At 44.0% G+C, this 26266-nt stretch carries 25 protein-coding genes; 6 read left to right on the top strand and 19 right to left on the bottom strand.

From position 1 onward, the window contains the following. Positions 1–112: 112 nt before the first annotated feature. From NSQ50_RS23615 to NSQ50_RS23630, 4 genes are all read right to left on the bottom strand, one after another. Positions 113–1822 (bottom strand): peptide ABC transporter substrate-binding protein, encoded by a 1710-nt coding sequence (locus tag NSQ50_RS23615; RefSeq protein ID WP_036683694.1) that lies wholly within the window; start codon positions 1820–1822, stop codon positions 113–115. A gap of 150 nt (positions 1823–1972) precedes the next feature. Beyond that, entirely contained in the window at positions 1973–2359 is a 387-nt protein-coding gene (locus NSQ50_RS23620) for a DUF3397 domain-containing protein (RefSeq protein WP_036683696.1), read from the bottom strand. Between the two features lie 21 nt (positions 2360–2380). Further along, entirely contained in the window at positions 2381–3343 is a 963-nt protein-coding gene (locus tag NSQ50_RS23625) for a ketopantoate reductase family protein (RefSeq protein WP_076098542.1), read from the bottom strand. A 107-nt stretch (positions 3344–3450) separates the two neighbouring features. Further along, positions 3451–4101 carry an RsfA family transcriptional regulator gene (locus NSQ50_RS23630; protein ID WP_036683702.1) on the bottom strand — a complete coding sequence of 217 codons (651 nt, stop codon included), beginning with the start codon at positions 4099–4101 and terminating at the stop codon, positions 3451–3453. A 345-nt stretch (positions 4102–4446) separates the two neighbouring features. Here NSQ50_RS23630 and NSQ50_RS23635 point away from each other — a divergent pair, with 345 nt between their 5' ends. After that, positions 4447–4683 carry a DUF2626 family protein gene (locus tag NSQ50_RS23635; protein WP_036683705.1) on the top strand — a complete coding sequence of 79 codons (237 nt, stop codon included), beginning with the start codon at positions 4447–4449 and terminating at the stop codon, positions 4681–4683. 140 nt (positions 4684–4823) lie between these two features. Then, entirely contained in the window at positions 4824–5951 is a 1128-nt protein-coding gene (locus tag NSQ50_RS23640; protein WP_235219499.1) for a coiled-coil domain-containing protein, read from the top strand. Here the strand turns inward: NSQ50_RS23640 and NSQ50_RS23645 are convergent. Next, positions 5943–7169, bottom strand: coding sequence for an extracellular solute-binding protein (locus NSQ50_RS23645; protein ID WP_076222912.1), 1227 nt, complete (start codon positions 7167–7169; stop codon positions 5943–5945). The genes NSQ50_RS23640 and NSQ50_RS23645 overlap by 9 nt on opposite strands. A gap of 380 nt (positions 7170–7549) precedes the next feature. Next, entirely contained in the window at positions 7550–8881 is a 1332-nt protein-coding gene (locus NSQ50_RS23650) for a PhoH family protein (RefSeq protein ID WP_036683710.1), read from the bottom strand. A gap of 107 nt (positions 8882–8988) precedes the next feature. On the opposite strand from NSQ50_RS23650, the gene NSQ50_RS23655 reads away from it, so the two are divergent. After that, on the top strand, positions 8989–9564 hold the full coding sequence (locus NSQ50_RS23655) for a YhcN/YlaJ family sporulation lipoprotein (protein ID WP_076222915.1): 576 nt from the start codon (positions 8989–8991) through the stop codon (positions 9562–9564). 56 nt (positions 9565–9620) lie between these two features. On the opposite strand, the gene NSQ50_RS23660 is transcribed toward NSQ50_RS23655, so the two are convergent. The 6 genes from NSQ50_RS23660 to NSQ50_RS23685 form a co-directional block, all read right to left on the bottom strand. After that, entirely contained in the window at positions 9621–10073 is a 453-nt protein-coding gene (locus tag NSQ50_RS23660; RefSeq protein ID WP_076222918.1) for a pyridoxamine 5'-phosphate oxidase family protein, read from the bottom strand. A 101-nt stretch (positions 10074–10174) separates the two neighbouring features. Then, positions 10175–11275, bottom strand: coding sequence for an LCP family protein (locus NSQ50_RS23665; protein WP_076222920.1), 1101 nt, complete (start codon positions 11273–11275; stop codon positions 10175–10177). Between the two features lie 82 nt (positions 11276–11357). Then, a complete protein-coding gene (locus NSQ50_RS23670; protein ID WP_036683721.1) occupies positions 11358–11654 on the bottom strand; it encodes a YlaH-like family protein in 297 nt (98 codons plus the stop codon). A 129-nt stretch (positions 11655–11783) separates the two neighbouring features. Beyond that, entirely contained in the window at positions 11784–13625 is a 1842-nt protein-coding gene (gene typA / locus NSQ50_RS23675) for a translational GTPase TypA (RefSeq protein ID WP_076129029.1), read from the bottom strand. A gap of 205 nt (positions 13626–13830) precedes the next feature. Beyond that, entirely contained in the window at positions 13831–14340 is a 510-nt protein-coding gene (locus NSQ50_RS23680; RefSeq protein ID WP_036683726.1) for a hypothetical protein, read from the bottom strand. Between the two features lie 220 nt (positions 14341–14560). Further along, positions 14561–15220 carry a TerC family protein gene (locus tag NSQ50_RS23685; RefSeq protein ID WP_036683728.1) on the bottom strand — a complete coding sequence of 220 codons (660 nt, stop codon included), beginning with the start codon at positions 15218–15220 and terminating at the stop codon, positions 14561–14563. Between the two features lie 172 nt (positions 15221–15392). Here NSQ50_RS23685 and NSQ50_RS23690 point away from each other — a divergent pair, with 172 nt between their 5' ends. Further along, entirely contained in the window at positions 15393–16085 is a 693-nt protein-coding gene (locus NSQ50_RS23690; RefSeq protein WP_076141834.1) for a TerC family protein, read from the top strand. Positions 16086–16152: 67 nt separating this feature from the next. Here the strand turns inward: NSQ50_RS23690 and thiI are convergent, their stop codons facing one another. From thiI to NSQ50_RS23720, 6 genes are all read right to left on the bottom strand, one after another. Then, on the bottom strand, positions 16153–17439 hold the full coding sequence (gene thiI, locus NSQ50_RS23695; RefSeq protein ID WP_081386858.1) for a tRNA uracil 4-sulfurtransferase ThiI: 1287 nt from the start codon (positions 17437–17439) through the stop codon (positions 16153–16155). A 3-nt stretch (positions 17440–17442) separates the two neighbouring features. Then, positions 17443–18594 (bottom strand): cysteine desulfurase family protein, encoded by a 1152-nt coding sequence (locus tag NSQ50_RS23700; RefSeq protein WP_076222922.1) that lies wholly within the window; start codon positions 18592–18594, stop codon positions 17443–17445. An 82-nt stretch (positions 18595–18676) separates the two neighbouring features. Further along, on the bottom strand, positions 18677–19381 hold the full coding sequence (locus tag NSQ50_RS23705; RefSeq protein WP_076141832.1) for a lytic transglycosylase domain-containing protein: 705 nt from the start codon (positions 19379–19381) through the stop codon (positions 18677–18679). Between the two features lie 186 nt (positions 19382–19567). Next, entirely contained in the window at positions 19568–19978 is a 411-nt protein-coding gene (locus NSQ50_RS23710) for a hypothetical protein (protein WP_038572882.1), read from the bottom strand. A 12-nt stretch (positions 19979–19990) separates the two neighbouring features. Continuing rightward, entirely contained in the window at positions 19991–20332 is a 342-nt protein-coding gene (locus tag NSQ50_RS31660; protein WP_370510525.1) for a DUF1540 domain-containing protein, read from the bottom strand. Positions 20333–20377: 45 nt separating this feature from the next. Beyond that, on the bottom strand, positions 20378–20875 hold the full coding sequence (locus NSQ50_RS23720) for a YpuI family protein (RefSeq protein ID WP_036683764.1): 498 nt from the start codon (positions 20873–20875) through the stop codon (positions 20378–20380). 316 nt (positions 20876–21191) lie between these two features. On the opposite strand from NSQ50_RS23720, the gene NSQ50_RS23725 reads away from it, so the two are divergent. After that, on the top strand, positions 21192–23126 hold the full coding sequence (locus NSQ50_RS23725; RefSeq protein WP_076222925.1) for a S8 family peptidase: 1935 nt from the start codon (positions 21192–21194) through the stop codon (positions 23124–23126). A gap of 5 nt (positions 23127–23131) precedes the next feature. Here the strand turns inward: NSQ50_RS23725 and pdxR are convergent, their stop codons facing one another. Continuing rightward, positions 23132–24562, bottom strand: coding sequence for a MocR-like pyridoxine biosynthesis transcription factor PdxR (gene pdxR, locus NSQ50_RS23730; protein WP_076222927.1), 1431 nt, complete (start codon positions 24560–24562; stop codon positions 23132–23134). A 93-nt stretch (positions 24563–24655) separates the two neighbouring features. Here pdxR and NSQ50_RS23735 point away from each other — a divergent pair, with 93 nt between their 5' ends. After that, complete coding sequence (locus NSQ50_RS23735) at positions 24656–25876, top strand: aminotransferase-like domain-containing protein (protein ID WP_038572889.1); 1221 nt, start codon at positions 24656–24658, stop codon at positions 25874–25876. Positions 25877–26266: the final 390 nt, after the last annotated feature.

The raw sequence follows: 26266 nt of genomic DNA on the forward strand, positions 1-26266 counted from the left end.
ATAGACAGGAGTACAAAAAAAAGGGATATATATGGAATTCCACATATATATCCCGAAGTATTCTGCAACTTCAGTCAACTAACTATTCTGTTGTAATTACTAAAGCAATATCTTAGTGCTCAAGCAAGTATCCGCGAGTCAAGTCAATTGCACCACTAAAGTCAAGAGTAACACCTTTAAGGTACTCTTTAGTCAGGGAGTTGTTAGTGTAGTAGTACAAAGGAATCAGAACCATATCTTGCTCGATGAGCAATTTTTCAGCTGCAGCAAACTTTTCTTGACGTACTGCCAAGTCAGTGCTTGTTTTAGCTTCGCTGATCAATTTGTCATACTCAGGGTTAGCGTAACCAGTATCATTGTTACCGCCACCTGTTACCCACATATCAAGGAAAGTCATTGGATCATTGTAATCCGCAGTCCAACCAGCACGAGCAACTTGGTAGTTCAGGTTTTGACGGTTTTCAATAAATACAGCCCACTCTTGGTTAACGGTTTGTACGTCGATACCAAGATTGTTTTTCCACATATCAGCAATCGCCAAAGCGATTTTCTTGTGACCTTCACTTGTGTTGTAAGTCAGGGAGAATGTAGGCAGTTTATCCATACCTTCTTCTTTCAGACCTTCAGCAAGCAATGTTTTAGCTTGTTCTAGATCTTCAGTGAAGTAGCTATCTTTAACTGCTGTACGGTATTCACCATCAGCACCAGCGATACCTGGAGGTACAAAACCGAATGCTGGGAATTGTCCACCTTGAACTACATTGTCAATCAAAGCTTGGCGGTTAAGCGCCATTGCAAGAGCTTTACGGATTTTAGCGTTTGTAAATGGTTTTTCAGTGATATTGAATTCGTAGTAATATACGGAAGCAATACCTTTACGGCTGAATTCGTTAGGAAGTTCTTTTTGTACGATTGGAATTTGTTCTGATGGAATTTCACCAGTTGGTCCGCCCGCACGATCATATTCACCGTTCTTGTAGCTGAGCAGTTCAGTTGCACCGCTGTTTACAAGGGAGAAATCGATAGCGCTAAGTTTAATGGAATCTTTATCCCAGTATTTATCGTTTTTAGTTACAACAAGAGTTTGACCAGTAGTCCACTCAGTAAGAGTGAAAGCACCGTTAACGATCATAGAATCTTTGCTTGTTGCCCATTTAGGATTACTCTCAATGGATTTGTGTACAGGGTAATAAGTGTAGAAGGAAAGCAATCCAAGGAAGTAAGGAGTGGAGGATTCAAGAGTAACTTCAAGAGTTTTCTCATCAATCGCTTTGACACCTACTTGACTGAAATCAGTAATTTCCTTGTTGTAGTACTTTTCAGCATTTTTGATGTAGTACAATTGATAAGCGTAAGGCGCAGCAGATGCAGCAGCAGGATCGAGCACGCGTTTCCAAGCGCGAACGAAATCTTCTGTTGTTACAGGATCGCCGTTACTCCATTGTGAATCACGGAGTTTGAAAGTATATACCAGACCGTCAGCGGAAACTTCCCAGCTTTCAGCAACACCTGGTTCAGCTTGACCTGTTTCATCATTCATGCGAGTCAAACCTTCGTACATTGTTTTCAGGACAGTGTTAGCTTGGCTATCTTGCGCCAATCCTGGGTCAAATGTTGGAGGCTCAGAACTAAGGTTAATTCTCAATGTTTGGTCAGCAGCCAATTTTTCTTCTGTAGCTGCATTACCAGTTGCCGTGTTACCAGTGTTAGCATTGTTACCTTTATTGCCGCTGTTTGCATTGTTTCCGCCGCAGCCAGCAAGCACTGTGCCGATAACAAGTACTAATGCAATCATTAGCAATAGACTTTTACTCTTCTTCATCTAGCAGTTCCCCCTAAATAGAATGTGGTATATGGTTTATGATTATACAACCAGTGGTCAAAAAAATCTAGTGCAATGTTTTCAGAAAATATTTTTTTTTTAAAACTTTAAACTTTTGTGACGTTGACGCTTCACCGAAGCAGTGGAACGTTACATCGCTTGTGATATGTAGGTAATTAGCCCAACAAACATAAATAATAAATATCCGACGCTCATAAAAAAGAACGAAAGTCTCCAAACTGCCCGAAATAACCGCTTCCCATCTACCTTTCCTTTCATCCGATTTTGAGCTCCGCCAATCAGTCCAGCGGATATTAATACAATAATTAGTATAAGGTAAAACCCAAAACCGGAATTAAAGATGTTATTAAACAATGCGGAGACCGACAATAATAAAAAAAATGTGGTCACGTCCATAGCGAGCATAAAAGTTTTCTTTTTATCTTTTTTTAAGCCTTTTCCAATGAAAAAAACAATCAAAAACGGCACAATCGGAATAACGCTTAAAGTAATAACCGAATCCATCAGCAGTCCCATAGCTTCACCTCTCCCCAGAGATCATACCCCAATACCTTCTACTAATTGGCAGAGCCAGCGATTTAATGGTGCCGACACTCCAGATCGTTCTGCCATTTCTACAAGACTTCCATTGATCCAACGAATTTCTGTGGTTCTTGAAGCAAGTACATCTGCCAGCATAGATGAAATATTGCCAGACGTTAACCGGCACACCTGAAGGATGTTATCCCAAGCATCCTTATCATAAGTAATTTCACAGAAATCATACACCATTGTTGCTTCTTCAAAAACTTCCTTCATTAATTGGAGGCGTTGCTCTGAAGACAGCAGCTCCCCATTTGGAATACGCCAAATCGCCGTGAGTGGATTAATAACGGCATTGATCAAGAGCTTCCGGTAAATCATGGTATCCACTTCATTCGACAAAAAGGCTGCGAATCCTGCCATTATGAGAACTTCTATTAAATTATTCGCTTTTAAATCATTATGTATGCTATGAGCTTGTCCATCCCCTGAGCTCCATTTTCCTATCCACACCTCCCCTGCTCCTGCATGAATGACCTCAGTTAATGATTTGCGCTTCGCAGCCTCCGTAGTCACAGCTACATATAAATTGGCGTCCGGCAACAAGCCCCCCAACATCTCCATATGTCCTGTACCATTCTGAAAACATATCATATGTACTTGCTCTTCCTTAAGTAGGGATAGAAATTCAGGCAAATCATTATGTAGAGTATTCTGTTTAACCGTCACCACGATCCAATCACTCGGCTCTTCCAGATAAGCACCAGCGAACTCCCCTATTGGCGCGGATACAAACTGATCTTCCGAAATTGTTATCGGCTCGCGTTCATCCTCGTAGGTAACCGTTAAGCCATCACGCCCTAATCGTTGGCATTGTTCTATCCCTCGGCACCACAGTCTCACATCATTCCCGGCTTGGATCAATCTCCCTGCCAGCAGCAGCCCGAGTGAACCTGCACCAATTATATCAATTTTCATATAACCCTCCTGCTGATCTTAAGCACAATTTTTCTAAGTATACCAAAAACCCCGCAAGTGGTGCTTAAAAAGCAGACCACTTGCGGGATTGTTAGTTAACCTATCGTTTATTCAATGCGTTCTAAATTTCCGTTACCATCCATTTTGAAACGAGTCTTCATTTCTTCTTCTTCTTCATTTAAGAAAGCAAGCCTGCGAGCACGATCCATAATCTGAATTAAAGCTTTGTAATCATCGTTAACTACCCGGTAGTCGCTTTGAGCAAGATTAACCTCTTTAGACAACCGCTCATTCTCAGATCGTAATTCTGTTAATTCATCTTCCTTCTCGCGCAGGTCTCTTTCCAGCATTTTCAGCTGACGTCCTGCTTCCTGGATCGTACCCTTCCATTGTCTTAAGAAACGAATGACCGCATCAATGGATAATGTGTTTTCACTTAATCCCTCACCGCGCCCAAATTCCTCATCGACATCACCCAGAATCAGACCAGCTACTTGCGCTCCTCTTACTGACGGCTGCTTTTTCAGGTAGCTACGCTTTTGACGCTGCCCTTTAGCAATACCGATTGCACCTTCATAACTTTTCCGAACACAACTGTTCCAGCGGAATCCGCAAGCGGCCGATGTTCTGCCGATTTTTTCGCCCACCTCTTCAAAAGCGGCAAGCTGTGTGCTGCCCTCCCGAATGTGTCGCAAAGTTACTTCTGCCAATATTAGATCATCTTCTGCACTCCAAGCGTCCTGTCTAACGGCTGTCATAAAGCCAAACCTCCTAACAACGTCATGAAATAACCATCTCCATAACCGGCAGTTCTGCCGGGTAGTGAATAGGGATAAAAGCTGCTTACTCCATTTCTATGCTTCTCATAGAGTTCATAGAATCTATTTGATACTAATTTGTATTTCCATTATCTGCGTACATCATACGCATAAAACTATAAATTCTCTTTTTTAAAGCGCTAATCACTCAGGTCAATTATAAAAATCACATTTTTTGAAGATTAGTGCATTTTTTTCAATGAATTCGTTTACACATAATTATGTTGAGGGTATAATAAATCGAAGGAATATTCGTGAGATACATACTGGAAGGGGGACTCTCTCTTGGACCGCATGTTTCGGGTATTAGGTTTTTTCACATTAGCTATTGGATTGATGGCTTTCGCCGGAGGTCTAACAGAAATGGCCTTGCTTTTCTTTTTGCAAACAGCATTTTTCGTAATACTTGGCTATATGAAATTTACTGAAAAAACTTATGTTCTTCTCTTCTGGGCATACATGATTCTGACTTTCACCGGATTTAGTTATTGGACGATCTTTCAAATGGGTCTTCCACTATAAATTGCAGTACTCTTTTGGAGCGGATGAGGTCCTTATCTTATAAGGATCACTTCCGTTTTTTTGTTTGTATGCTATTTTAGAAGGGTTAAACATATTATTAGTACATACATATATCATTTCAAAAAAAAGGTGGTGGTGTGGTGCGCTCCCGCAATTTACAAAGCCGCATGATTGCAACCATACTAATTCTCTTCTGCTGTACTTTGTTTCCGTTACAACCTGTGAAGTACTTGTCTGCCGATCCTAGCGGTGATTTTTTCAACTCTGCTATACCAGATAATGAAGAAACCCGTAAACTACTTGAACAGACCTTGTCTTCTGCAGAAATTGAACGTGAAATCATCAAGATTACAGCCGAACAAAAAGCGCTTGAACAAAAGGTAGAAAGCTTGAACAGACAAGCTACCCAGAAAAAAACAGCCATCGCGGACCAACAGGAACGGGCAGGTGCAGTTGTGCGTTCTTATTATATGGGGGATAGAGATAATCTTCTGGTCGCGTTTTTTTCAGCAAAAAGTATCAGCAGATTCCTGGCTCTGTTCGATTATTATGAGATTATTATTGGGAATGACCGCGATATTCTCTCACAATATGAAGAACAATATAAGGATTTGAAGGATACCATTCAGACTGCGAAGCGAAACTCGGAAGAGCTCGCCCGGCTGCGCACGGCTCTGGAGGAACAGCAAGTTCGGGTAAACGCGCTCAACAAGGAAATTGAGGGTGGGATTAAAAATAGCAGCGATCCTGAAAATATGAGTACTCTACTTAAAGAATTCACATTATATTGGGAGAATATCGGCCTGCACGAGGTAAAAACATATTTCAAGGCGTTATCCTCCGCAATGAATAAACTACCACAGTTTGTTCAGAATCGAGAGGGTGTACTGACTCGAAAGGGAATGACTTATGAGCTAAACCTGAAGGAAGAGGATTTGAATGAATTTTTGCAATCACAGAATTCGCTGTTTAAAGACTTCGCCTTTCATTTCAATGACGGTTCAATTACTGCCACTGGAAAAAGCGGAGCGCTAGCTCTTTCACTGACCGGTCACTACACCATTCAGGAAGAACCGATCAACGGCCTTATATTCCAAGTCGATCATATTGTATTTAATGGTCTTGAATTGCCTGACACGACAAGAAAAACGTTGGAAGAAGAATTTGACTTAGGCTTTTATCCTGGAAAAATAGTATCTTTCCTTCGTGCCACGGCAGTAGATAGCCAAGAGGGCGTCTTGCATGTTAAGCTTTCCATTTCATTTTAGACCTTCTTTTAGATATTCTTTGTAGCCTTCCGCATCTATCTGCCCTGTTAATAGTAATGATACAGCTTCAACAACCTTACTCCAGCCGCCCTGTGACTCATCCTCCGGGGCGGTTTCTTCTGTCAGCAATAGCTCAACCTCGAAAGGAAGTTTGTATTTAAAAGCATGCTCCGAACGATAAAGAACATCAAGCGCCGGCAAGCTCCCCGTATTCTCCAACCAATCCAACTGAGCATCCTCTGAGGTGATAAAAGTCAGCCAATTCACAGCTTCCTTTGGACTTTGAGATTGAGCTGGAAGGGCAAAAGATCGACTGTAACAGGATTCAAACCCACCTCCGTTATTGGCAGTCAGCGCCGGAACAGCAGCAAGGGATGAATTACCATGCTTCTGCCACTCGGATAACGGTAAAGAAGCAACCGCGACACTACCTCCTTGTAGCATATCCCAGACATCTTTATTGTAGCGGCTGGTGAGATAAAAATAACTGCGGGCGTTCTGAGTCCAATTCAACACTTCTTGGTTATCTGCTAACAAGCTGCTATTCATGCTCTCCATTACCGCTGACAATCCATAAGGATTACGGGTATCCATCGCGAGTAAATACTTTCCTTGCTCTTTAAGCACATTCTGAAGCAGGATATTCCACTCTTCGAGGCTTTTGGGTAATGCATTAAAACCCAGCTCCGCCAGCCGTTGTGGGGAATAAACGAGCACGTAAGGATCTATATCTAACGGGACTCCCCAATTATATCCATTCCACTGCATCAAGGGGATCAACTGTGTTAACGGTGCACTCCCCGGAACGCTCTGATACACATCCATCGGCAATAAATATCCACGTGTGGCCCAGTCCAGTATGCTTCGTCCATCTGCCATGACTATATCCGGGCTGTCCCCGATCGTTAAATCATGCTTCAATACCTCATCGGCATCCTCAATATTTACATTGCTTAAAATAACCTTTACTCCACTTTCTAAGGTATAACGGTTGCTAAGGAGCTCCAGTTCACTAAATTCTTCGCTATTTAACGATACTCTTATATGTAAGCTATCTATAGTTCCCTCATCTCCGGAAGAGGGATTGGTCGACTGACTTTGCGGTCTTTTCATAGGACGTGGATCGTTACTGGTACTCAATTCCATACTGGGCGACAGGCTTGTCAGCGATAGTAGTAAAATTGCAAAAAGCAGCCAATAATTTTTGCGTTTCAGCACGATTTCCCACCTTCCCTTTTGATTGGTCTCCCCTATTTTACCAAACCCTCCGGTGCTTGTCTTTAGTTTGTGAAACCGTTCTCTTTCTATTATATGGGTGAAACGCCAGAGGCATTAAAAATAGGAAGGTGATCTGACCGCCATTACAAGAAAGCTTTGGACTTCCGATCGCTGTTATCCTCAGATTTCCTGATTTAATTACCGCATCATGCGGTTAAAATCCGAGGATAAAGGCGAACGCTTCGCTTCTACAGTTCCAAACTTTCTTTCCATGGCTCTAATCACCACAACCAACTTTAAATTCCTCTGCCGTTTCCGGGCGGGCAGGAAAAAGCCGGGAGTGTTTGCTTCTCCCGGCTGAAAATTGGATTCATGAACGGCTAGAGTAGATCCGCGGCCAATTGCGCCAAGCGGGAACGTTCACCTTTTTCCAAAGTAATATGTCCGCTAATCCCTTGCTGCTTAAACTTCTCGACGATATAGCTCAGTCCGTTGCTCGCAGCATCCAGATATGGATGATCGATTTGCTCCGGATCGCCCATTAGAATGACTTTACTTCCTTCTCCCGCTCTGGAGACAATGGTCTTCACCTCATGACGGGAAAGGTTCTGCGCCTCATCAATAATAATGAACTGTGATGGGATTGAACGGCCGCGAATATAGGTTAAGGCTTCTACCTGTATACTGCCTAACCCCATTAAGATTTTATCGATATCGCCAGCTTTTTTGGTATCGAACAGGAATTCCAGATTATCATAAATAGGCTGCATCCAGGGTCTAAGCTTCTCATCCTTCTCACCGGGCAAGTAACCAATGTCCTTACCCATAGGAACAACCGGACGGGCGATAAGCAATTTTTTGTATTTATGTTCATCCTCCACTTTGAATAGTCCGGCTGCAAGCGCCAATAACGTCTTCCCTGTCCCAGCCTTACCCGTGATCGTTACGAGCGGGATTTCATCATTTAGCAGCAGCTCCAGTGCCATTCGTTGTTGAGCATTACGGGCGCTAATCCCCCAAACCGAATCATTGCCCAGATAGAGTGGCTCCAGACGTGTGGCATCACTATTCACTTTGAGAAGAGCTGATTTGCCAGTGCCAATCTCATCCTTGAGAATCACAAATTCATGAGGGTACAACGGATACGACAACGCGAGCTGTTTTACCGTCAGAGAGCGGTGACTATAATATTCATCAATCAATGCGGGATGCACCTGCAGAGATTGGTAACCAGTGTATAGTTCATTTAAGTCTCCAGTACGATCTGACAAATAATCCTCTGGCGTAATTCCAAGTACATCCGCTTTAATACGAACCAGTACATCCTTGCTCACAAGCACAACGGGACGCGGATCAGGCTTCTCATTCTCTTCATTCAAATAATTGAGAGCAACAGCCAAAATCCGATTGTCGTTAGACACCTCACCAAACATTTCCTGTACCTTCACAAAACTGCGATGGTTAAGTTCTACCTTCAGCTTGCCTCCATGCTCCAGTTCCACACCGCTATGCAGATGACCTAGTTCCCGGAGTCCATCGAGCAATCGGGATACCGTACGGGCATTCCGACCGATTTCGTCAGCATTGCGCTTCTTGGAGTCGATTTCTTCCAGCACAACAGCCGGAATAACCACCTCATGCTCCTTGAAAGAGAAAATTGAATTGGGGTCGTGCAAAAGCACGTTGGTATCTAGCACAAATATCTTGTTCATATTATCCCCTCCACAGCGCCTGGTTTGATTGATCATACATAACTCTTTCCGCCAAGGGAAAAGATAAGGTACAGAAACGATTCATTGGCTGAAAGGAGTAATCACATATGAGAAAATCAATATGTCTGTTGCTGGTACTGCTGCTACTGACAAGCTGCGGTATCGCTAATAAAAAGACATCACCCTCTCCTCAGAATAAACAATCTGCGAATGCTGTAAAGGGTACGGGGAACCATGAGGTTCGGCAATTGTCCAATGATGGTGCGACTAATCCTAAAGCCACCTCAAAAGCTGGTCAAGCCGTCAATGTTAATGGAGAAAATGAAATTGCACTTAAGGATCATTTTGAACAGTTGGCCAAAAGAGTTCCCGGTGTAAATGGCGCACACTGTGTAGTCATGAACAAAGTTGCCATTGTTGGTCTTGATGTAGAAGGTTCTCTAGGCCGCTCACGTGTAGGAAGCATCAAATATTCTGTAGCAGAAGCTATCCGCAAAGACCCAAGAAGTGTACGGGCGCTTGTCACAGCGGATATGGATCTCTCCAGCAGATTAGCGGAAATGAGCCGCCATATCTCCAAGGGACATCCGATTTCCGGATTCTCATCCGAGCTGGCTGATATTATCGGACGAATCATGCCACAGCTGCCAGATGATACCAAGCCGCAAAGAAATGCACAGTAGTGGATAAAGGAAAAAAGAAGTCCTTAGAATTCAAAAAAAGCCCAGTGATATTTTCACTAGGCTTTTTTCATGGCAGCAAATACTTGTCCGTCCAACTTCTCAGCGGCACGTCCATCATAAACTTTCGCATATCTTGGGGCGGAGTCAAGCTGCGCGCCGTAAAAAAGCGCGTTGCGGACCGCTTTAATTTCAACATCAAAACAGCACATCTTAAAGGGAACATCCTCTAGCGGGTCCTGCCTTACAGCAGCACTACCGTTTATGGCATAGACAGTTCCTTCACCAAACACAGTTATAGTTATTAATGGATTAACCTTCATATTATTCACAAGTCTTGAACGATGATCAATAGCCAAACGCACAGTACTAGCACTAACAGCATAAAGCCACGAAATAGCTGTGGATGTAGGACCGCCTGTCTCCGCATCAACTGTGTTTAGAAGAACAAAGGTTTCCGATTGCAGCATCGATAGCAAAGTTTCATTCAGCTGAGCAACGGCTTCGGACATAAGTACTGGCCCCCTATGCGACGTTAATTCATTCGATTTATTATATTATAGCACAGGCTGAAACTTGCATTCAATTTTAGCTATGGAAGATATTAAGGTCCTCAAGGCGTCTCAGCAGTTGTCGAATCAGCTCCAGTGGAAATTCCTGCAATTCGGTCCTGCAAGCTTTTCTTAGCGGCCTCCAACTCCTCATCATTAATATATACATATGGACTTCGCCACGTTCCAGTAACCGGCTTGAATTCGATATTCTCTTTGGAAATCTTCCAATACGTCGCAATCATATCTTTGATTTGCGAATTTTCGATATCTGTCTTCATGTTACTGTCCACTGCATCAAGCACCTTGCCGATTTTCAATACGCCACCAAGCGATTGCATCTGATCCACCAGACTGTTCAGGACTTCGTTCTGGCGTTTGTTGCGATCAAAATCATCTGAAGCGTTAGTCTTAGGCTTGCAATTGGATTTACGATACCGCACATAGTCCAATGCATTTTTTCCATCCAGCTCTGCCGGACCCTTTTTCAGATTGATATTCGTGCCGTCCACAGTGTCTGTATAACACATATTTTCACTAATATTTACTTCGACTCCCCCAAGCTCGTCCACCACATCCCGGAAGCCCTGAAAATCAAGAATCGTTGTATAATCTACATCAATGTCCAAATACTTACCCATCATCGTCTTCATCTCGTCTTCAGCCAGTAGTCCGGAGGATTTCTCCTTACCCTTGAAGCGAGCATAAAATTCATTAATCTTCGTTTTCTTATAGCCGCTTAGCTCCACATAGGTATCACGAGGAAGCGAAACTATGGTCGCTGATTTGGTCTTAGGATTAAGTGCTGCAACCATGATTACGTCAGTCAAATAAGACTCGTGTTTAGGTCTGTTATCCGTTCCCAGTATAAGCATCGTCAGTGGCTTTTCTGAAGCGGATTGCCCTGGGGCAACCGTACCCTCAACCCCTGCATTAAATACGCCATGCTCAAGCTTCCAATACAGATAACCGCCATAACCCAGCACGCCGAGGATCGCAATAATTAGCAAAGTTAACAATACTCTAACTAATCTGCCAAAAAAACCTCTCTTTTTCACTTTCTTTTTCGTTTTTTTCTTAGAAACACCCTTCACAGGCTGTTTTCTATTAGTAGGTTGTTGCCCGTTTGCTCTTGGAGGTAAACCGTTGTTTCTTGTACTCATAATAGAATAAAGTCCTTTTCATTTCATTTAGAATTAGAATTGCTACATTAATTAGACGATCCTTAAGGTACAAAAGTTGCGATTACGATCTCTTCGCTGCTGCTGCAGCCTTTCTCTTCTGTCGAGCTTCTACTATATAACGTATCCGTACCATCAGCATTAATCCGACAGCAACCAACAGACATTGGATAATCGGAAGCTTATCATGTTGGAAAATTAGGAGCATGCCAGAGCCAATCGCCATCATTATGTAGAGCATGATTTCCTTGCCAATCGATAACTTTTGATTCACACGAAAGACTTGATTATAAACAAAAGTAAGCAATATAAAGATAACAATATAAGCGACGATTGGATGCTCAGCGAACCACACCTGCATAGATAACCGCACTCCTCCCAAATTTAAGATACGTTTACATTATATCATCAGTAGGGGAATTTTTTGTTTCTTATATTAAAAAAAGCCGCCGGATGCAATAATCCGGCGGTCTTATTCATAAGCATGTGTTTACGCGTTGGCTTGTGCTGTTTTACGTTGTTTCTCTACACGTTCGCGTTCGCCTTTGTTCAGAATCTTTTTACGCAAACGAATGGATTTAGGTGTAATTTCACAATATTCATCATCGTTCAAATATTCAAGTGCGCCTTCCAAAGAGAAGGTGCGTGGTGTCTTCATTTTTACAGTATCATCTTTGCCTGAGGTACGCATGTTGGTAAGTGCTTTTTCCTTACAGATGTTAACGATAATATCGTTATCACGGGTATGCTCGCCTACGATCATACCTTCATAAATTTCTGTACCTGCATCCAAGAAGAGAATACCACGATCCTCAACACCCACGATTCCGTATTGAGTTGTTGATCCAGTCTCACTTGCTACAAGCACACCTTGATGACGTCCGCCAACTTGACCAGCAACCAGTGGAGCGTAGCTGTCAAAAGCATGGTTCATAACGCCGTAACCGCGTGTCAAAGTCAAGAAGTAAGTGTTGTAACCAATCAAACCACGTGCAGGAATCAGGAACTCCAGACGTACTTGACCCGTACCGTTGTTAATCATATTGACCATTTCGGCTTTACGAGTACCCAGACTCTCCATAACAGAGCCCATGCTTTCTTCTGGAATATCAATCATTAGACGCTCAAGCGGCTCCATTTTGACACCGTCGATTTCTTTAATGATTACTTGTGGTTTAGAAACTTGCATTTCGTAACCTTCACGACGCATATTCTCGATCAGAATACCAAGGTGAAGCTCACCGCGTCCAGAAACGATAAATGCGTCAGGACTATCAGTTTCTTCCACTCGCAAGCTCACATCTGTTTCAAGTTCTTTAAAGAGACGCTCACGTAGTTTACGGGAAGTTACCCATTTACCCTCTTTACCAGCAAAAGGACTGTTATTCACTAGGAATGTCATTTGCATGGTTGGCTCGTCAATCTTCAGAACTGGAAGTGCTTCAGGGTTTGCAGGATCAGCAATGGTCTCACCAATGTTGATGTCCTTGATCCCTGCAATAGCAACGATATCCCCTGCGCCCGCTTGCTCTGTTTCAATACGTTTCAAACCTTGGAAGCCGAACAATTTCTCGATACGTGCAGTTTTGCTCTTACCATCACGCATAATAACTGTTACAGATTGACCTTGTTTGATCACACCGCGGTTAACACGTCCAATCGCAATACGACCCAAGTATTCGTTATAATCCATCAACGTTACGAGGAATTGAAGCGGTTCTTCAACACTTTCGGTTGGAGCTGGAATATGTTCAACAATGGTTTCGTAGAGCGAAAGCATCGTTTCATCTTGTTTCTCAGGAACCATGCTTGATGTACCATTAAGAGCAGATGCATAAACAACAGGGAATTCCAATTGTTCGTCATTTGCTTCAAGTTCGATGAACAAATCGAGCACTTCATCAATAACTTCCTTAGGACGAGCAGCTGGACGGTCAATCTTGTTCACGACAACGATCGGTGTAAGTTTTTGTTCCAATGCTTTACGCAGAACGAATTTCGTTTGCGGCATGCAGCCTTCATAAGCATCAACAACCAGCAATACACCGTCAACCATTTTCATGATCCGTTCTACTTCGCCACCAAAGTCAGCATGTCCAGGTGTATCCACAATGTTGATCAAAAACTCTTTATAAGTAATTGCTGTATTTTTAGCTAGGATTGTAATTCCACGTTCCCGCTCGATATCATTAGAGTCCATAGCACGTTCTTGCAAGTGCTCATGGGCGCTGAAGATCCCCGATTGTTGAAGGAGCTGATCGACGAGTGTTGTTTTGCCATGGTCAACGTGGGCAATGATCGCAATGTTGCGAATATCTTTTCTTGAATGCATGATTTGTATCCAAATCCTCTCATTTATCAAATTAAAACAGTTAAAATTCATAGCATGTCACGGCAGTCTCACAAAAGAAGCGCCAGGCAGAAAGCCGACGCTTCAACATAACATTAATATTATAGTGAAAGTACCATGAAAAGCAAGTCTTTTTATGAAAAAACAGTTACCAATTTCCGTTTTTTTTCACAAGATCCTACAGCAATTAGCTTCGATACCATCTATTCCGGCCACGTGCTCTGCCTCGACCTGTAATCAGCCAAATTCCTACAGCTATTAATACAATCCCGATCAGGTAGATCGCGCCGGTGCCCATAAGGCTGAAAATACAAAGTGCAAGGCTTAGTAAGCCTAATGTTACAGCAATTGCTGACAGTCCACCCGTCCGTCTTGGTTCATAGATAGAATATTCATACAAGCCCACGGCAAGACCAAGCAACAGCACAGGCCATAAGTTACTCATAAGCCCCCATCCCCAAATATTGCAAAGGCCAAACAACAATCCGTACACCGTTAATATCCCAGCAGGAACCAATACTGAGGCCGAAGCACGACGGCTGAAAAATAACATATGCAGCACTATTCCTGGAATTAAAATCACTAGAGGCCAAAGCGCGCGGCCCAAAAATCCGAAGACGCCCAGCTTACCTAATAAAATCACTATGCCAGCAGCAACAATGAAAATTCCTAGCTGTATATCTTTCTTTGAAGACATCCTTCACCCATCCCTTCAATTTCACGTCTACCTCATTTCCACGTCACCTTATAGCCTGAAAGCGACAGGATTCTTACTCATATCTTATCCGAAACATACACAAAATGCCATCACTCCCTGTGATTAATCAGTGTCTATAAGCGCTTCTGATCGCGCAAAAAAAACGGACAATTCCAATTTATGGAGATGTCCGTTTAGTATTGCCTTTTATTGCAATTTATTAACCTGCAGATGTTTTTCTGCGTTTAATTGCTCCCGTAACCACAACTAATATGCCTAAGGCAATGGGCAAAAAGGAATGTAAGGAGGGGAATAAAAAGGAGAGCATTGTCCCTAATTTTGCATCCTGAAGCAACATATCCCCTGCTGTAAACGCCAGTATATAAGCACCGATAAATACGAGCACTGGAAACCGGTGCAGCCAGCCTACAATGATGCCGCTTCCCCACACTACTATCGGAATGCTGAGAGCAATCCCGATGACAATTAAAGCTAAATCTCCTTTAGCTACTCCCGCAATGGCTAGTACATTATCCAGGCTCATAATAAAGTCCGCTACAAGAATCGTTCGGATTGCTTTCCAGACTGAGGAAGATTCCCTTACTCTGAGATCCTCCTCTTCCTCCAACAGTAGCTTGAACGCTATCCATAGCAGCAGCATCCCCCCTCCAGCCTGAATATAAGGGATTTTTAATAGCAATACCGCAACAAAAGTAAGCAAACACCGCAGAACAACTGCGCCTGCTGAGCCCCACCATACCGCAGTCTTTCGGTGCTTCGCCGAAAGATCCTTGCTGGCCATTGCGATAACCATTGCATTATCTCCGCTCAGCACCAGATTGATCATCAATATTTCACCAAGGAGCAATAATGAATCCATTCGCACTTACCTCCCCGAGTCACATGTAACTACTTGTATGTTCGGAAATGACAAGCTATGCTTCCTGTCCAACTTTTTTTGAGCGTGAACGCATGTTGGCTCCTTTTTTTGCGTATACAAAACTAAGCATATTTTGAAGCTCAATCTAACAAAACTTGGGAGTGACTTCGCTTTGAATACATCCATCTGGGAGTTTATATTATCGCTGCTCAACATTATTTTTCTAGATCTTATTCTGGCGGGAGATAATGCCATTGTGATCGGACTTGCAGCGCGTAATTTACCGTCCGACACGCAAAAAAAGGCTATCGTATTTGGAACAGCAGGTGCTGTAGTGTTGCGGATCTTCGCAACGATTCTGGTCGTATGGTTGTTGAAAATCCCCTGGTTACTGCTTGCCGGAGGGATTTTACTCATTCTGATTGCCTATAAGCTGTTAACCAGTGAGAACACTTCAACAGATATCAAGGCAGGTCAAAGCTTGTGGTCCGCTGTAGGGACAATCATTTTAGCTGATGCTGCCATGGGCCTTGATAATGTGATCGCCATTGCCGGAGCTGCCAAGCATAATATCTCACTGGTTATCATAGGACTGCTGATCAGTGTCCCCATCGTTGTGTGGGGAAGTACCCTTTTTATTAAATTAATCAACAAATATCCATGGATCATTTATATTGGTTCTGCTGTCTTAGGTTTCACTGCTTCAAGTATGATTACGGATGAACATCAGCTTGCGCCATTTTTTAATCATCATCCGCTGCTCAAATATCTGTTTATAATCGTGATCATTATAGGTATTTTGGCAGCGGGACATTGGAAACGCCAATCAAAACCAGAAGAGCCTCAGGAGGGCACAATCGTCTAAACCACAAAAAAACTGCCTCAGAACGTAGATTTCACTACGCTCCAAGGCAGTTTTTTGGTTTATTATTTTAGAACCATTCTTCCTGTAATCCAGCCTCGACACTTACAACATCACTAGGCTTCTCATCTCCATAGGGAGTGATTAACACGGTCTCTGTGGCTTCAATCGCCGCTTCCAGAAGTTCAGAATATCCCGGAAGCGTAGCCTCTATCTTATCCACAATCCGTAAATTCGGATTTGTTGTAGGTGATTTTGGAACAAATAAAGTACAGCAATCCTCATAAGGAAGGATAGACAAATCATAGGTACCGATGTTCTTCGACAGGTCCACAATATCACTTTTGTCCATCATTACCAGCGGACGCAGAAGGGGGAGGGTTGTCGCACGGCCAATCACGTTCATGCTTGGCAAGGTCTGGCTAGCGACTTGTCCCAGACTATCCCCGGTTACAATCGCCAATGCACCTTCCCGCTCAGCAAGCTGGGTAGTAATTCTCAGCATTGCCCGCCGCATCAGTGTAATAATCAGATTATCCTGGCCGATGCCGGTAAAGGAAGTCTGCACTTCAGTAAAGGGTACCAGATGCAGCTTGATTACACCCGCATAACGTGACAATACCCGCGCAAGATCCACAACCTTTTGTCTAGCAAGCTCGCTTGTATAAGGATAACTGTAGAAGTGCACGCACTCCACTTCAAGTCCGCGCCGCATGGATGACCAGCCTGCTACGGGACTATCAATGCCACCGGACAGCAATAACATCGCTTTTCCGTTAGTGCCTAATGGAAATCCACCTACACCGGCAATATTTTCACAGAAAATATAAGTATGTCCCTGACGAATTTCGACCCTCAGCTCTAATTCAGGCGATTTAACGTCTACGGTGAGGCCAGGATATCCTTGCAATAGTGGTGTCGCGATCCGTTTATTCATCTCAATGGAGCCGTAAGGGAACTCTTTCCATACCCGCCGAGCATTAACCTTAAATCTGGTGCCCGGAGCAGGCGCGATTATCTCCAAAAATTGACGGCTGACCGCTACAATATCCTCAAGCTCTGACTTAGAAACCTTCACTGGACTAACTGAAGCAATGCCAAATACATTCTTCAGTGCTTGTACCAATTCAATCGCAGATTCCCCGTTCAATTCCACGTAAATTCTTCCGAATTCCTTGCTCAGAACTACGTTTGGATAAGGCTTAATCAATTCCTTCACATGACGCAGTACGGTTTTTTCAAATCGGGTACGATTTTTGCCCTTTAAAGTAAACTCTCCAAAACGCAGGAGCAGCATATCAGCGTATTCTATACTATGGGCTCTGCCTTCTGCAGATTCCTTGTTCATCATGCTCATTTGTTACTTCATTCCTCCTTCAGCAATCTTTAAAGCTTGTACCGCAGTGGTTAATGCTTGCTCAAGCGCAGCGACATCCTCATCTGTATGACTGTCGCCAAGACTAATACGAATCCCACCTGAAGCACTGGAGACATCTTTACCCATAGACAATAATACACGACTAGGCTCAGCCAGTCGTGAGGAGCAGGCCGAACGGGTGGAGACAGCCATCCCCAGTTCCTCTAGCTTGCGGGCGAATACCTCTCCCTTCATGCCAGGGTAAGAGAAATGCACAATATGGGGAGCTCCATCCTCTCTGCTGTTTATAACAAATTCAGGAACGGTGCGCAAGAAGCGTAATAATCGATCTCGGAGTGGAACCAACTGGGCAACGAAGGTTTCGCGCTGCTCACCACTCATGCGGATAGCTTTGGAGGATGCGACAATCGCAGGTACATTTTCAGTTCCAGCGCGTTGTCCTTCTTCATGAGAGCCCCCTGTAAGCAATGGGAATAGCTTAATTCCCTCTTTGATATACAGTAATCCCACTCCACGTGGGCCTCGAAGCTTATGAGGAGACAGGCTATAAAGATCCACCTGCCAATCCTTTAAGTCAACTGCAAGCTTACCATATCCCTGAACACCATCTACATGAAATAAGGTTCGCGGATTCACAGCTTTAATCAGCTTCCCCATCTCTTTAAGCGGTTGTATCGTTCCAATCTCGTTATTGACATGCATCACACTAACAAGCACTGTGTCGCGCCGGACAGCAGCAGCTACGCGCTCAGGATCAACAACGCCAGTGCTATCGGGTGCTACAAAAGTAACCTCCCAGCCCATTCGCTGCAATTGCAGGAAACTCTCATATACAGAGGGATGCTCTATTTCTGTAGTTACCAAATGGCGGCCTCTAGTCTGATATTGCAGAGCAGCGCCTTTTATCGCCAAATTATTGCTTTCCGTTGCACCAGAAGTAAATAGAATCTCCTGCGGTTGTACAGATAAAGCAGCAGCGCATACTTCACGCGACCGTCTGATCAGCTTACCCGCTTCACTGCCCGCACGGTGCAAAGAGGAAGGGTTCGCATAATGCAGCTTCATAATTTGTTCCATCGTCTGCACCACTTCTACATAGGGCGGTGTAGCGGCGGCATAATCCCAGTAAAGCATATGTCAAATGTCTCCTTTACTTCGTTGAGTGAACTTATTATCGAAAAAGGATCAAACGGTGTTTCCCGTTTGATCCTTTTTATTATACCGCGTATTGAGCGCGAGCGCGTTCTATTTTAAAGATATAAGATTGTGTCTCTTTTGGAAGCAGGCTAAGTTTCTCCAATAATTCCTGATCATTGGTTACTCCAAGATCTGTTACCCGTCCCGGCCCTGCGTTGTACGCTGCAAGTGCCATCTTTTCCTCTCCGCCAAAGCGTTTCAGTTGATAAGATAAATAACGTACGCCGCCATCAATGTTTTGCGCCGGATCGAACGAATCAGTAACCCCTAAGCCGCTCGCGGTCCCATCCATAAGCTGCATCAAACCTTTAGCCCCTGCCGAAGAGACCACATTAGGATTAAACGAAGATTCAGTATCAATCACTGCTTTGATCAGATCAATCGGCACGCCATATTTAGCACTCGCCTTCTGGATGAGATCATCATAGCTCGTAGGTGTGGAACCCGTTATTTCCCCGGAAATTATGTTATTGAAGATTTTTGTTGTCCCACCTATCTGCTGCCATAACAAGCTGCTGACTGAAGTTGCATCCGGGAGAGAAGTCAAATAGCTTGAACTTTCACTACTCGTTGACATTGCCTGAAGCATTGTCGCAAATCCAGAAGCTGAAACTCCCGTTGACCGTTCATTTCCATTCGCGGAGCTAGTTTTTTCGGTTGTAGCCTTAAGGTTGATCCATTTAAGCTGCCCTAACCCGTCGGTTACAGCGGGATTGATCTGCATGCTGGCGCACTCCTTTTTTGTCCTACTCGAATCATATATAAGGTTTCGCGTTGAAATTTCGATGAATTACGGCTTAATCTTACATTTTATCTGAGATTATTGCTATATGTTGGAATGAAAAAACAGACTTCAGACCCTGATATTTAGGTCTAAAAGCCTGTTTAGATCAAAGCCATTCAGTTCTTTTTAGCGCGCAAAGGGAATCATCACGAAGTAGCTTAGTGTCGCAACAATCCCTAAGCCCATTGCCCATGCCCCAAGCGTTTTTTGCTCTTTGACATAGGAATAATAACCAACTACGGCAGCGATGGGTCCGAGAATAAAGGACCAGATGAACAATGAGGCGATTCCCATCCCCAGTCCAACATACCCCATTACCCGGCTTCCACTATATTCCGCTTCACTGTCCTTGCGCTCTTCCACTATACGCGGGGCATCCCGTACCTGCATTGGAACCGGATTTACCTCAGCAGCGTATTCTTCGCGATGCTCTCTGTCCCGACGAGGATAGTCCACTCTCCGCGGACGAAGAATGACTTTTCTCGGACCGGATTGTTCCCGTGATGAGCTTGATTCATTATCCTTTTCTGTGTCCATTCTGGCGGCCTCCTAAGCGTTCGGCTTAAACGTCAGACAACATGTTGCAGATGATGTACTGGCATGATCGCGGTGACCTTCATTCGTCATTTCTTCAGCATATTCTTCCTTATAACCATTGCCTACGTGCTTATCGATCTCAATTACAATTTCTTCAGCCCGGCATAAATTATGCTCGCCCCAATAATGACAATTGCTCACGCTACATTTTACTAATGGTTTTTCACTCGACATAATTATCACCTCGGCTTCATTATGTCCGCTCCATTTACCCGCTATTCGACAGAGTGGTTTCCAGTTGATGTATCGAGACAGGCTTTCAATCCACGCAAAAAAGGACCAGCTCATCGTCATTACAAAATGACAAAATGCTGATCCCTTTAGATCACTATTTAGAAGTTAAACCTGATTTTGCATACGTTTCTCGGTCAAATAGTCGTTCTCATAATAAATGAGATCATCGCGAAGATCTTCATACGTTTTGGTGATTTCCAGGATGATATCACGTGCGGGACGTACTGGCTTTTTGCGGAAACGGATTGCATCCTGACCTGTATAAGCGTAACGTCCATCTTCAGAATAGCTTTCATTTTTCGGATAAAAGAAGTTGTTCACGCCATAGTGATATACATTATAAAGCGCTTTCTGTGCAAAAGATTCATCGAATGTCGCACGACGCAGCGCAACGCCTAATTTCTCATATGACATTTCCGAGAACACTAATAGATGACGAAGATCGGACAGAAAACCTTGGTAAAATTGTACAGTTTCCTCATCTCCCTCAACTACAAGCTGAGGCAATGCATGCTCATTTAGAAATACTTCCATTTTGTCGATTACCACTTTAAGTTTATCTCTCGTCGATTCACATAATTTCTGCACATTGGCTGCTGACATAGCGGTTGCTCCTCCTTATTATTCCCTGCTCTTGTAGTCAATAAAGTTAATCCTCTGAAAGAAACCGCCCTAAGGACGTATCTCTTTATTCTTGCAATATCAGGATGTGAACACAGAGAAGTCTAACCTTCTGAACAATTATTAAGAACAACATCTAATGAGGTATCTCTTACACAATCAAGAAGACAATTCGAGATACTTATTCTCTCTGATATTATCATAAAAAACGTTAGGAAGGTATCCTTTTCTAAGATGCATAAAAGATACGCTCTCTTCTAAACCTATAGACATTACATTGCATAGAGGAGCGGAAATCATGTCACGAAAAAATCTAACAGTTGCAGGTTTGGTTACAGCAGCTTTTACAGTTGGGTTACTTACCTTTGCCCTGCGGCCTGCCACTAATGGGACGACCAGAGATGCCGCTAAAGTCGCTGTTCAGAATCCGGCTCCAACTTCAGCTTTGCATTCACCTCCAAATCCCTCTCAGGAAAAAACATTAAAGAAAACCTCCTTAAGCCAGGATGTGGAGGCGACAGATCATCTGAATAGAGTCGATGTCAGTAGACATTTAACTAAACTCCTGTCTGAAACAGACGGGATGTCTTCGATTCATGATAAATCAGTGTATGCGAAACGATTGCAGCAAGACCACGGGTTTATCTCCATGCTGATGTGGATCGATTTTCGCACACAAAAGACTGAGACCTTTAAGTCATCTTTTCCAAAAGGAACCGAACAGGAGAACAAGCAGCTTCTAAAATATCTCAAAACGGCAAAATCAGCAATCCACGGTCATCAATCCTATGAATCTCCAACGTTTACAATCGGTAAAGAAAAATATTACTTTATCGCTCAGCGGAACAAACAGAAAAATGTAGGGATTATTGCTCTTATCAACCAAAAGGTGCTTGGGCGTGTGGCAGACCATCAGCTGAAGAACCTGCGTCTCATTCCGTATCCTAAGGAAGGCAAATACCATGTGGAATCAGTCCATACCGATAACTTAAAGGACATTACGGTCAAGACCGGCCATGATAACGAAAATGCCAGCCATTTTTATGAGAATGAAATTGTAGTCCGTTTTCAGGGAAATACTCCGACTCAAGGACAGCTCCAGACGATAACCGCCGATATCCACTGCAAGCAGCCACGCAAGCTGGGATATGCCTATATCTTTCGCTCTGAGAAGATGACCTACTATCAGCTCAAATCCTATTTCACCAACAAATGGCATCCCGAATATACGGAACCTCACTATATGTATTTAACCAATGATACCATCACTAAAAACGCTGAAGGAACTGTCACTCCTAACGACATGTTATTCTCCACTTACCAATGGAACCTCCCGGCGATTGAAACCGAGCTAGGGTGGAATCTTTCCAAAGGCAGCAAAGAAGTGGTTGTGGCCGTGGTGGATACGGGAGTACAGATTAATCATCCTGATTTACAAGGTAAGCTTTTGACTGGTTATAATGCCATTACCAATGGTTCCACACCCGAGGATGATGTAGGTCACGGTACACATGTATCTGGAATCATTGGCGCACTTGTTAACAACGGGGAAGGTGTAGCTGGCATCAGCTGGTACAATAAGATCCTCCCTGTAAAAGCGCTAGATAACTCAGGTGCCGGAACGACTTATTCCGTAGCAGAAGGTATCATATGGGCAGCTGACAATGGTGCAAAGGTTATTAACTTAAGTTTAGGGAATTATGCCGACTCTCAGTTCCTTCATGATGCGATTAAATACGCCTATGACCGGGACATCGTGCTTGTGTCTGCAGCAGGCAATGATAATACAGAGCGGCCTGGATACCCTGCAGCTTATCCCGAAGTGATTGCAGTGGCTGCTACAAATGCTTCAGGGGAAAAAGCCTCCTTCTCCAACTACGGCGATTATATTGATGTCGCTGCACCCGGAGAAAGCATCGCAAGCACCTATCCGGACAGTCAATATGCCGCTTTATCCGGCACGTCAATGGCCAGTCCCCATGTCGCTGCGCTGGCGGGTCTGGTACGTTCACTAAATCCTAATCTGACGAATAAGGAAGTTATGGACCTTATGACCAAAAACGCTGTGGATCTGGGAACTTCCGGCCATGATAAATATTTTGGCTGGGGTCAGGTCGATATTTATAAAACGCTACAAGCGGCAAGCGGCAATCAAGTCCCATTGCAGCTTTTCCCTCAACATGTACGCCAGCAAATGAATCAATTAAAACAAAGAACAAATAACACCCCTTAACCGTGTCATTGCAAAAACCGGCCAAGTAAGTGAAGAAACCGCTGCAACCCTTCCTCCATCTCCGGTTCCTTCATTTGAGAATAGCAAAGACGGATGTGGCGGGAAGGCGTTTCCGCAGAGTAACAGACATCACCGGGTAAAAAAGAAATGCTCTCCTGTTCCGCCAAGTCATGCAGGCTTGCGATATCAGGAGAAGGGGGCAGCTCCAGCCAGAGATTAAGTCCTCCCTCTGGTAGCATATAGTTCACTCCAGGCGGCGCGTACAGCTTCAGAAGCTTCGCCGCCTTTTCCATACGACCACGCAGTGTAATTCGTAGCTGTGCTGCGTAGGCGTCGTATTTTTCAGCGATGAAGGGTAATACGGCCTTCTGTGTCAGCAAGGGACTTCCTAGGTCACTCGCAGATTTAGCGGCGATCAGCCGGGACAGAATATTTCCTTCTGCTGCTACACAGGCGATTCGGCAACCAGGAGCAAGTACTTTGCTAAAGCTTTTCATATAGACTACATGTCCATCGGGATCCATTGATTTAATCGCCCTAGGTGGAGGTTCATGGAAATATAAATCACTAAATGGGTCATCCTCAACAATGAGGCAACGGTAGCTGCGCGCTAATTCCAGCAGTCGTTGTCTTCTTGTGATGCTCATAGTTACGCCGCTTGGATTTTGAAAAGTAGGGATGGTATAAATTAGCTTTGGGGGTCTTTGATCACACATTTTTGTAAGAACATCCACCCGCATCCCTTCACTATCCGTAGGTACAAAAATCATCTCTGCACCTCGTCCCGCAAATACATCAATAGCACCAGTATAGCTAGGCGCCTCAAGATAGACTGTATCTCCAGGACCAACAAATGTACGAGCCACCAGATCAATGCCTTGCTGGGTCCCGCTGGTTATCATCAAATCGGAAGAAGTGAGTGAAACCCCACGCGATTTCAAATGTTCTCTCATGACATTCCGCAGCTCAAGATCTCCCTGAAAATTCCCGTAGGTTGCCATAAGCTCCGGTTGCTCTTTGACCAAGGAGGTGTAGGTGTCACCGATATCGTGAAGCGGCAGCAGCTCACTGTGGATGGCGGCTAAATGAAAGGGATATTTCACTTCCGAAACATCAAAATTCCGCCAAAGCTGAGCCCGCGGCAAATAATCATCATATAAATCCTGCCAGCAACCCTCTTCGTGACGTCTATTATGGGTTGGATCGGCTACAAAGCAGCCTTTGCCCTGTCTGCAGTAAATAAGTCCTCGTTTCTCAAGCATATCGTAAGCCTTGCTTACTGTAACCTGACTCACGTTCAATGTTATAGCTAGACTTCTAACGGAGGGCAGCAGGACACCTTGCTGAAGCAGTCCTGATGAGATCCGCTGACTGAGGGTTTCACTGATTTGATGGGGCAGAGTTTTACTGCCGCTGCGATTCAAATCGATATGCATGAACCCTTCACCTCCACTGTTATATTCAACGCTTTACTGTTATACAGCACTCCTATTATGATAGCATCAAATCGAAAGGTGGAGAACTAATTTATGGATATCAAATACTCAACGGCAGCCAATCATCTAGGGTCATCAGCAGTTCGGGAGATTCTAAAAGTTACACAGGGCAATGACATCATTTCACTTGCAGGCGGGCTGCCTGGGGAGGATTTGTTTCCCTTGGAGGCCGTACGTGATGCCTATAATCGCGTGCTCTCCAGCGACACCTCAGCGCTTCAATATGGGCTTACTGAGGGTTTTACTCCACTACGTGACAAAATCGCTGAAAGGCTTACCCGTCAAGGTATCCCGGTTACATCCTCTGAGATGGTGCTGACTACAGGCTCACAGCAAGCTATAGATCTGTTATGCAAAATATTGCTGGATCCCGGCGATGCAGTTTTTGTGGAAGCGCCCACCTATCTGGCAGCACTACAGGTACTCGGTTCTTACCGGGCTGCTATTCATACGATACCAAACGACGAACATGGCATTCTGCCAGATCAATTGGAGGAGCAGATTCGGGTACATCGGCCAAAACTGCTCTACGCAGTTCCGACCTTCAACAATCCGTCTGGAGCAACCTGGAGTAAAGAGCGCCGCGAGCAGGTGGTTGAAATCTGCCGCCGTTACAGTGTTCTTATTCTAGAGGACAATCCCTATGGAGAAATAACCTTTGATGAAGATAAAACTCTATATCCCCCCTCACTAGCCTCCATCGATAGAAGCTTCGGCGGGGATTATTGTGTAGTCTACACAGGGACCTTCTCCAAAATCGTCGCCCCTGCCCTGCGCACGGGTTGGATTATCGGCGATTCCGAACTTATCAAGACCATCGCCAAGGCGAAGCAAGCAGCCGATCTGCATTCCAGCACCATCGACCAGCGTGCTTTAGATGAACTGCTGTTACATTTTGATATTGAGCAGCATATCCGCCTCATCTCAAGAGAGTATCATTCGCGTATGAAGCTCCTGTCCGCGGAGCTCAGATCACATAACTGGGAAGGAGCATATTTCCTTGAACCAAGAGGCGGCATGTTCCTATGGCTTACACTTTCCGAAGAGATTAACACTAAGGAATTACTCCCGCTGGCAGTGGAAAACGGAGTAGCGTTTGTTCCAGGAGAGGTATTCTATTCAGCGGAGCCTCACAAAAGCAAAATGCGCCTTAACTTCACGCATACGCCACCCGAACTAGTTCCTGTTGCTGTTCAACGTCTAGAGAAAGCATTGGTTCAATGGCAGCAAAATCAAAACATCGTTCGGTCGTGAATAACTGCTCATAATCAATAGCCACGATAGCTAATTAAAACGGCTTCTCCATCCTTTATTGGACGGAGAAGCCATTTTTTGTGAGCAGATTTCTGCGTTTTCACTTTTGCGCATTTGCAGAATGTTACCTTTACGCATTTCTGCAAATCAAATTTTCGCATTTCTACTTTTAGCATTTTTGCAAATCTCATTTCGCAATTCCACATTGAGCGTTTCTGCTCAGCTTATTTCGTATCTTCACATTTCACATTCAGCGATTTTCACACGTCATATTTCTGATTTCCACATTTCAGCGCCTCTACAGATCACATTTTCCTATTTCCACATTCAGCAATTTTTGCTCGTCATATATCGCATTCCACATTTCAGCCTCTCTACACATCTCATTTT

Origin of the sequence: Paenibacillus sp. FSL R10-2788 (assembly GCF_038003885.1) — a bacterium.
Lineage (GTDB): Bacteria > Bacillota > Bacilli > Paenibacillales > Paenibacillaceae > Paenibacillus_AQ > Paenibacillus_AQ odorifer.

What these genes read in the sequence shown, in the direction of transcription:
- NSQ50_RS23615 (WP_036683694.1), bottom strand. Translation starts at nt 1,822, where the DNA reads ATGAAGAAGAGTAAAAGTCTATTGCTAATGATTGCATTAGTACTTGTT.
- NSQ50_RS23620 (WP_036683696.1), bottom strand. Translation starts at nt 2,359, where the DNA reads ATGGGACTGCTGATGGATTCGGTTATTACTTTAAGCGTTATTCCGATT.
- NSQ50_RS23625 (WP_076098542.1), bottom strand. Translation starts at nt 3,343, where the DNA reads ATGAAAATTGATATAATTGGTGCAGGTTCACTCGGGCTGCTGCTGGCA.
- NSQ50_RS23630 (WP_036683702.1), bottom strand. Translation starts at nt 4,101, where the DNA reads ATGACAGCCGTTAGACAGGACGCTTGGAGTGCAGAAGATGATCTAATA.
- NSQ50_RS23650 (WP_036683710.1), bottom strand. Translation starts at nt 8,881, where the DNA reads ATGAACAAGATATTTGTGCTAGATACCAACGTGCTTTTGCACGACCCC.
- NSQ50_RS23655 (WP_076222915.1), top strand. Translation starts at nt 8,989, where the DNA reads ATGAGAAAATCAATATGTCTGTTGCTGGTACTGCTGCTACTGACAAGC.
- NSQ50_RS23660 (WP_076222918.1), bottom strand. Translation starts at nt 10,073, where the DNA reads ATGTCCGAAGCCGTTGCTCAGCTGAATGAAACTTTGCTATCGATGCTG.
- NSQ50_RS23665 (WP_076222920.1), bottom strand. Translation starts at nt 11,275, where the DNA reads ATGAGTACAAGAAACAACGGTTTACCTCCAAGAGCAAACGGGCAACAA.
- NSQ50_RS23670 (WP_036683721.1), bottom strand. Translation starts at nt 11,654, where the DNA reads ATGCAGGTGTGGTTCGCTGAGCATCCAATCGTCGCTTATATTGTTATC.
- typA (WP_076129029.1), bottom strand. Translation starts at nt 13,625, where the DNA reads ATGCATTCAAGAAAAGATATTCGCAACATTGCGATCATTGCCCACGTT.
- NSQ50_RS23680 (WP_036683726.1), bottom strand. Translation starts at nt 14,340, where the DNA reads ATGTCTTCAAAGAAAGATATACAGCTAGGAATTTTCATTGTTGCTGCT.
- NSQ50_RS23685 (WP_036683728.1), bottom strand. Translation starts at nt 15,220, where the DNA reads ATGGATTCATTATTGCTCCTTGGTGAAATATTGATGATCAATCTGGTG.
- thiI (WP_081386858.1), bottom strand. Translation starts at nt 17,439, where the DNA reads ATGAGCATGATGAACAAGGAATCTGCAGAAGGCAGAGCCCATAGTATA.
- NSQ50_RS23700 (WP_076222922.1), bottom strand. Translation starts at nt 18,594, where the DNA reads ATGCTTTACTGGGATTATGCCGCCGCTACACCGCCCTATGTAGAAGTG.
- NSQ50_RS23705 (WP_076141832.1), bottom strand. Translation starts at nt 19,381, where the DNA reads ATGCAGATCAATCCCGCTGTAACCGACGGGTTAGGGCAGCTTAAATGG.
- NSQ50_RS23710 (WP_038572882.1), bottom strand. Translation starts at nt 19,978, where the DNA reads ATGGACACAGAAAAGGATAATGAATCAAGCTCATCACGGGAACAATCC.
- NSQ50_RS31660 (WP_370510525.1), bottom strand. Translation starts at nt 20,332, where the DNA reads ATGACGATGAGCTGGTCCTTTTTTGCGTGGATTGAAAGCCTGTCTCGA.
- NSQ50_RS23720 (WP_036683764.1), bottom strand. Translation starts at nt 20,875, where the DNA reads ATGTCAGCAGCCAATGTGCAGAAATTATGTGAATCGACGAGAGATAAA.
- NSQ50_RS23725 (WP_076222925.1), top strand. Translation starts at nt 21,192, where the DNA reads ATGTCACGAAAAAATCTAACAGTTGCAGGTTTGGTTACAGCAGCTTTT.
- pdxR (WP_076222927.1), bottom strand. Translation starts at nt 24,562, where the DNA reads ATGCATATCGATTTGAATCGCAGCGGCAGTAAAACTCTGCCCCATCAA.
- NSQ50_RS23735 (WP_038572889.1), top strand. Translation starts at nt 24,656, where the DNA reads ATGGATATCAAATACTCAACGGCAGCCAATCATCTAGGGTCATCAGCA.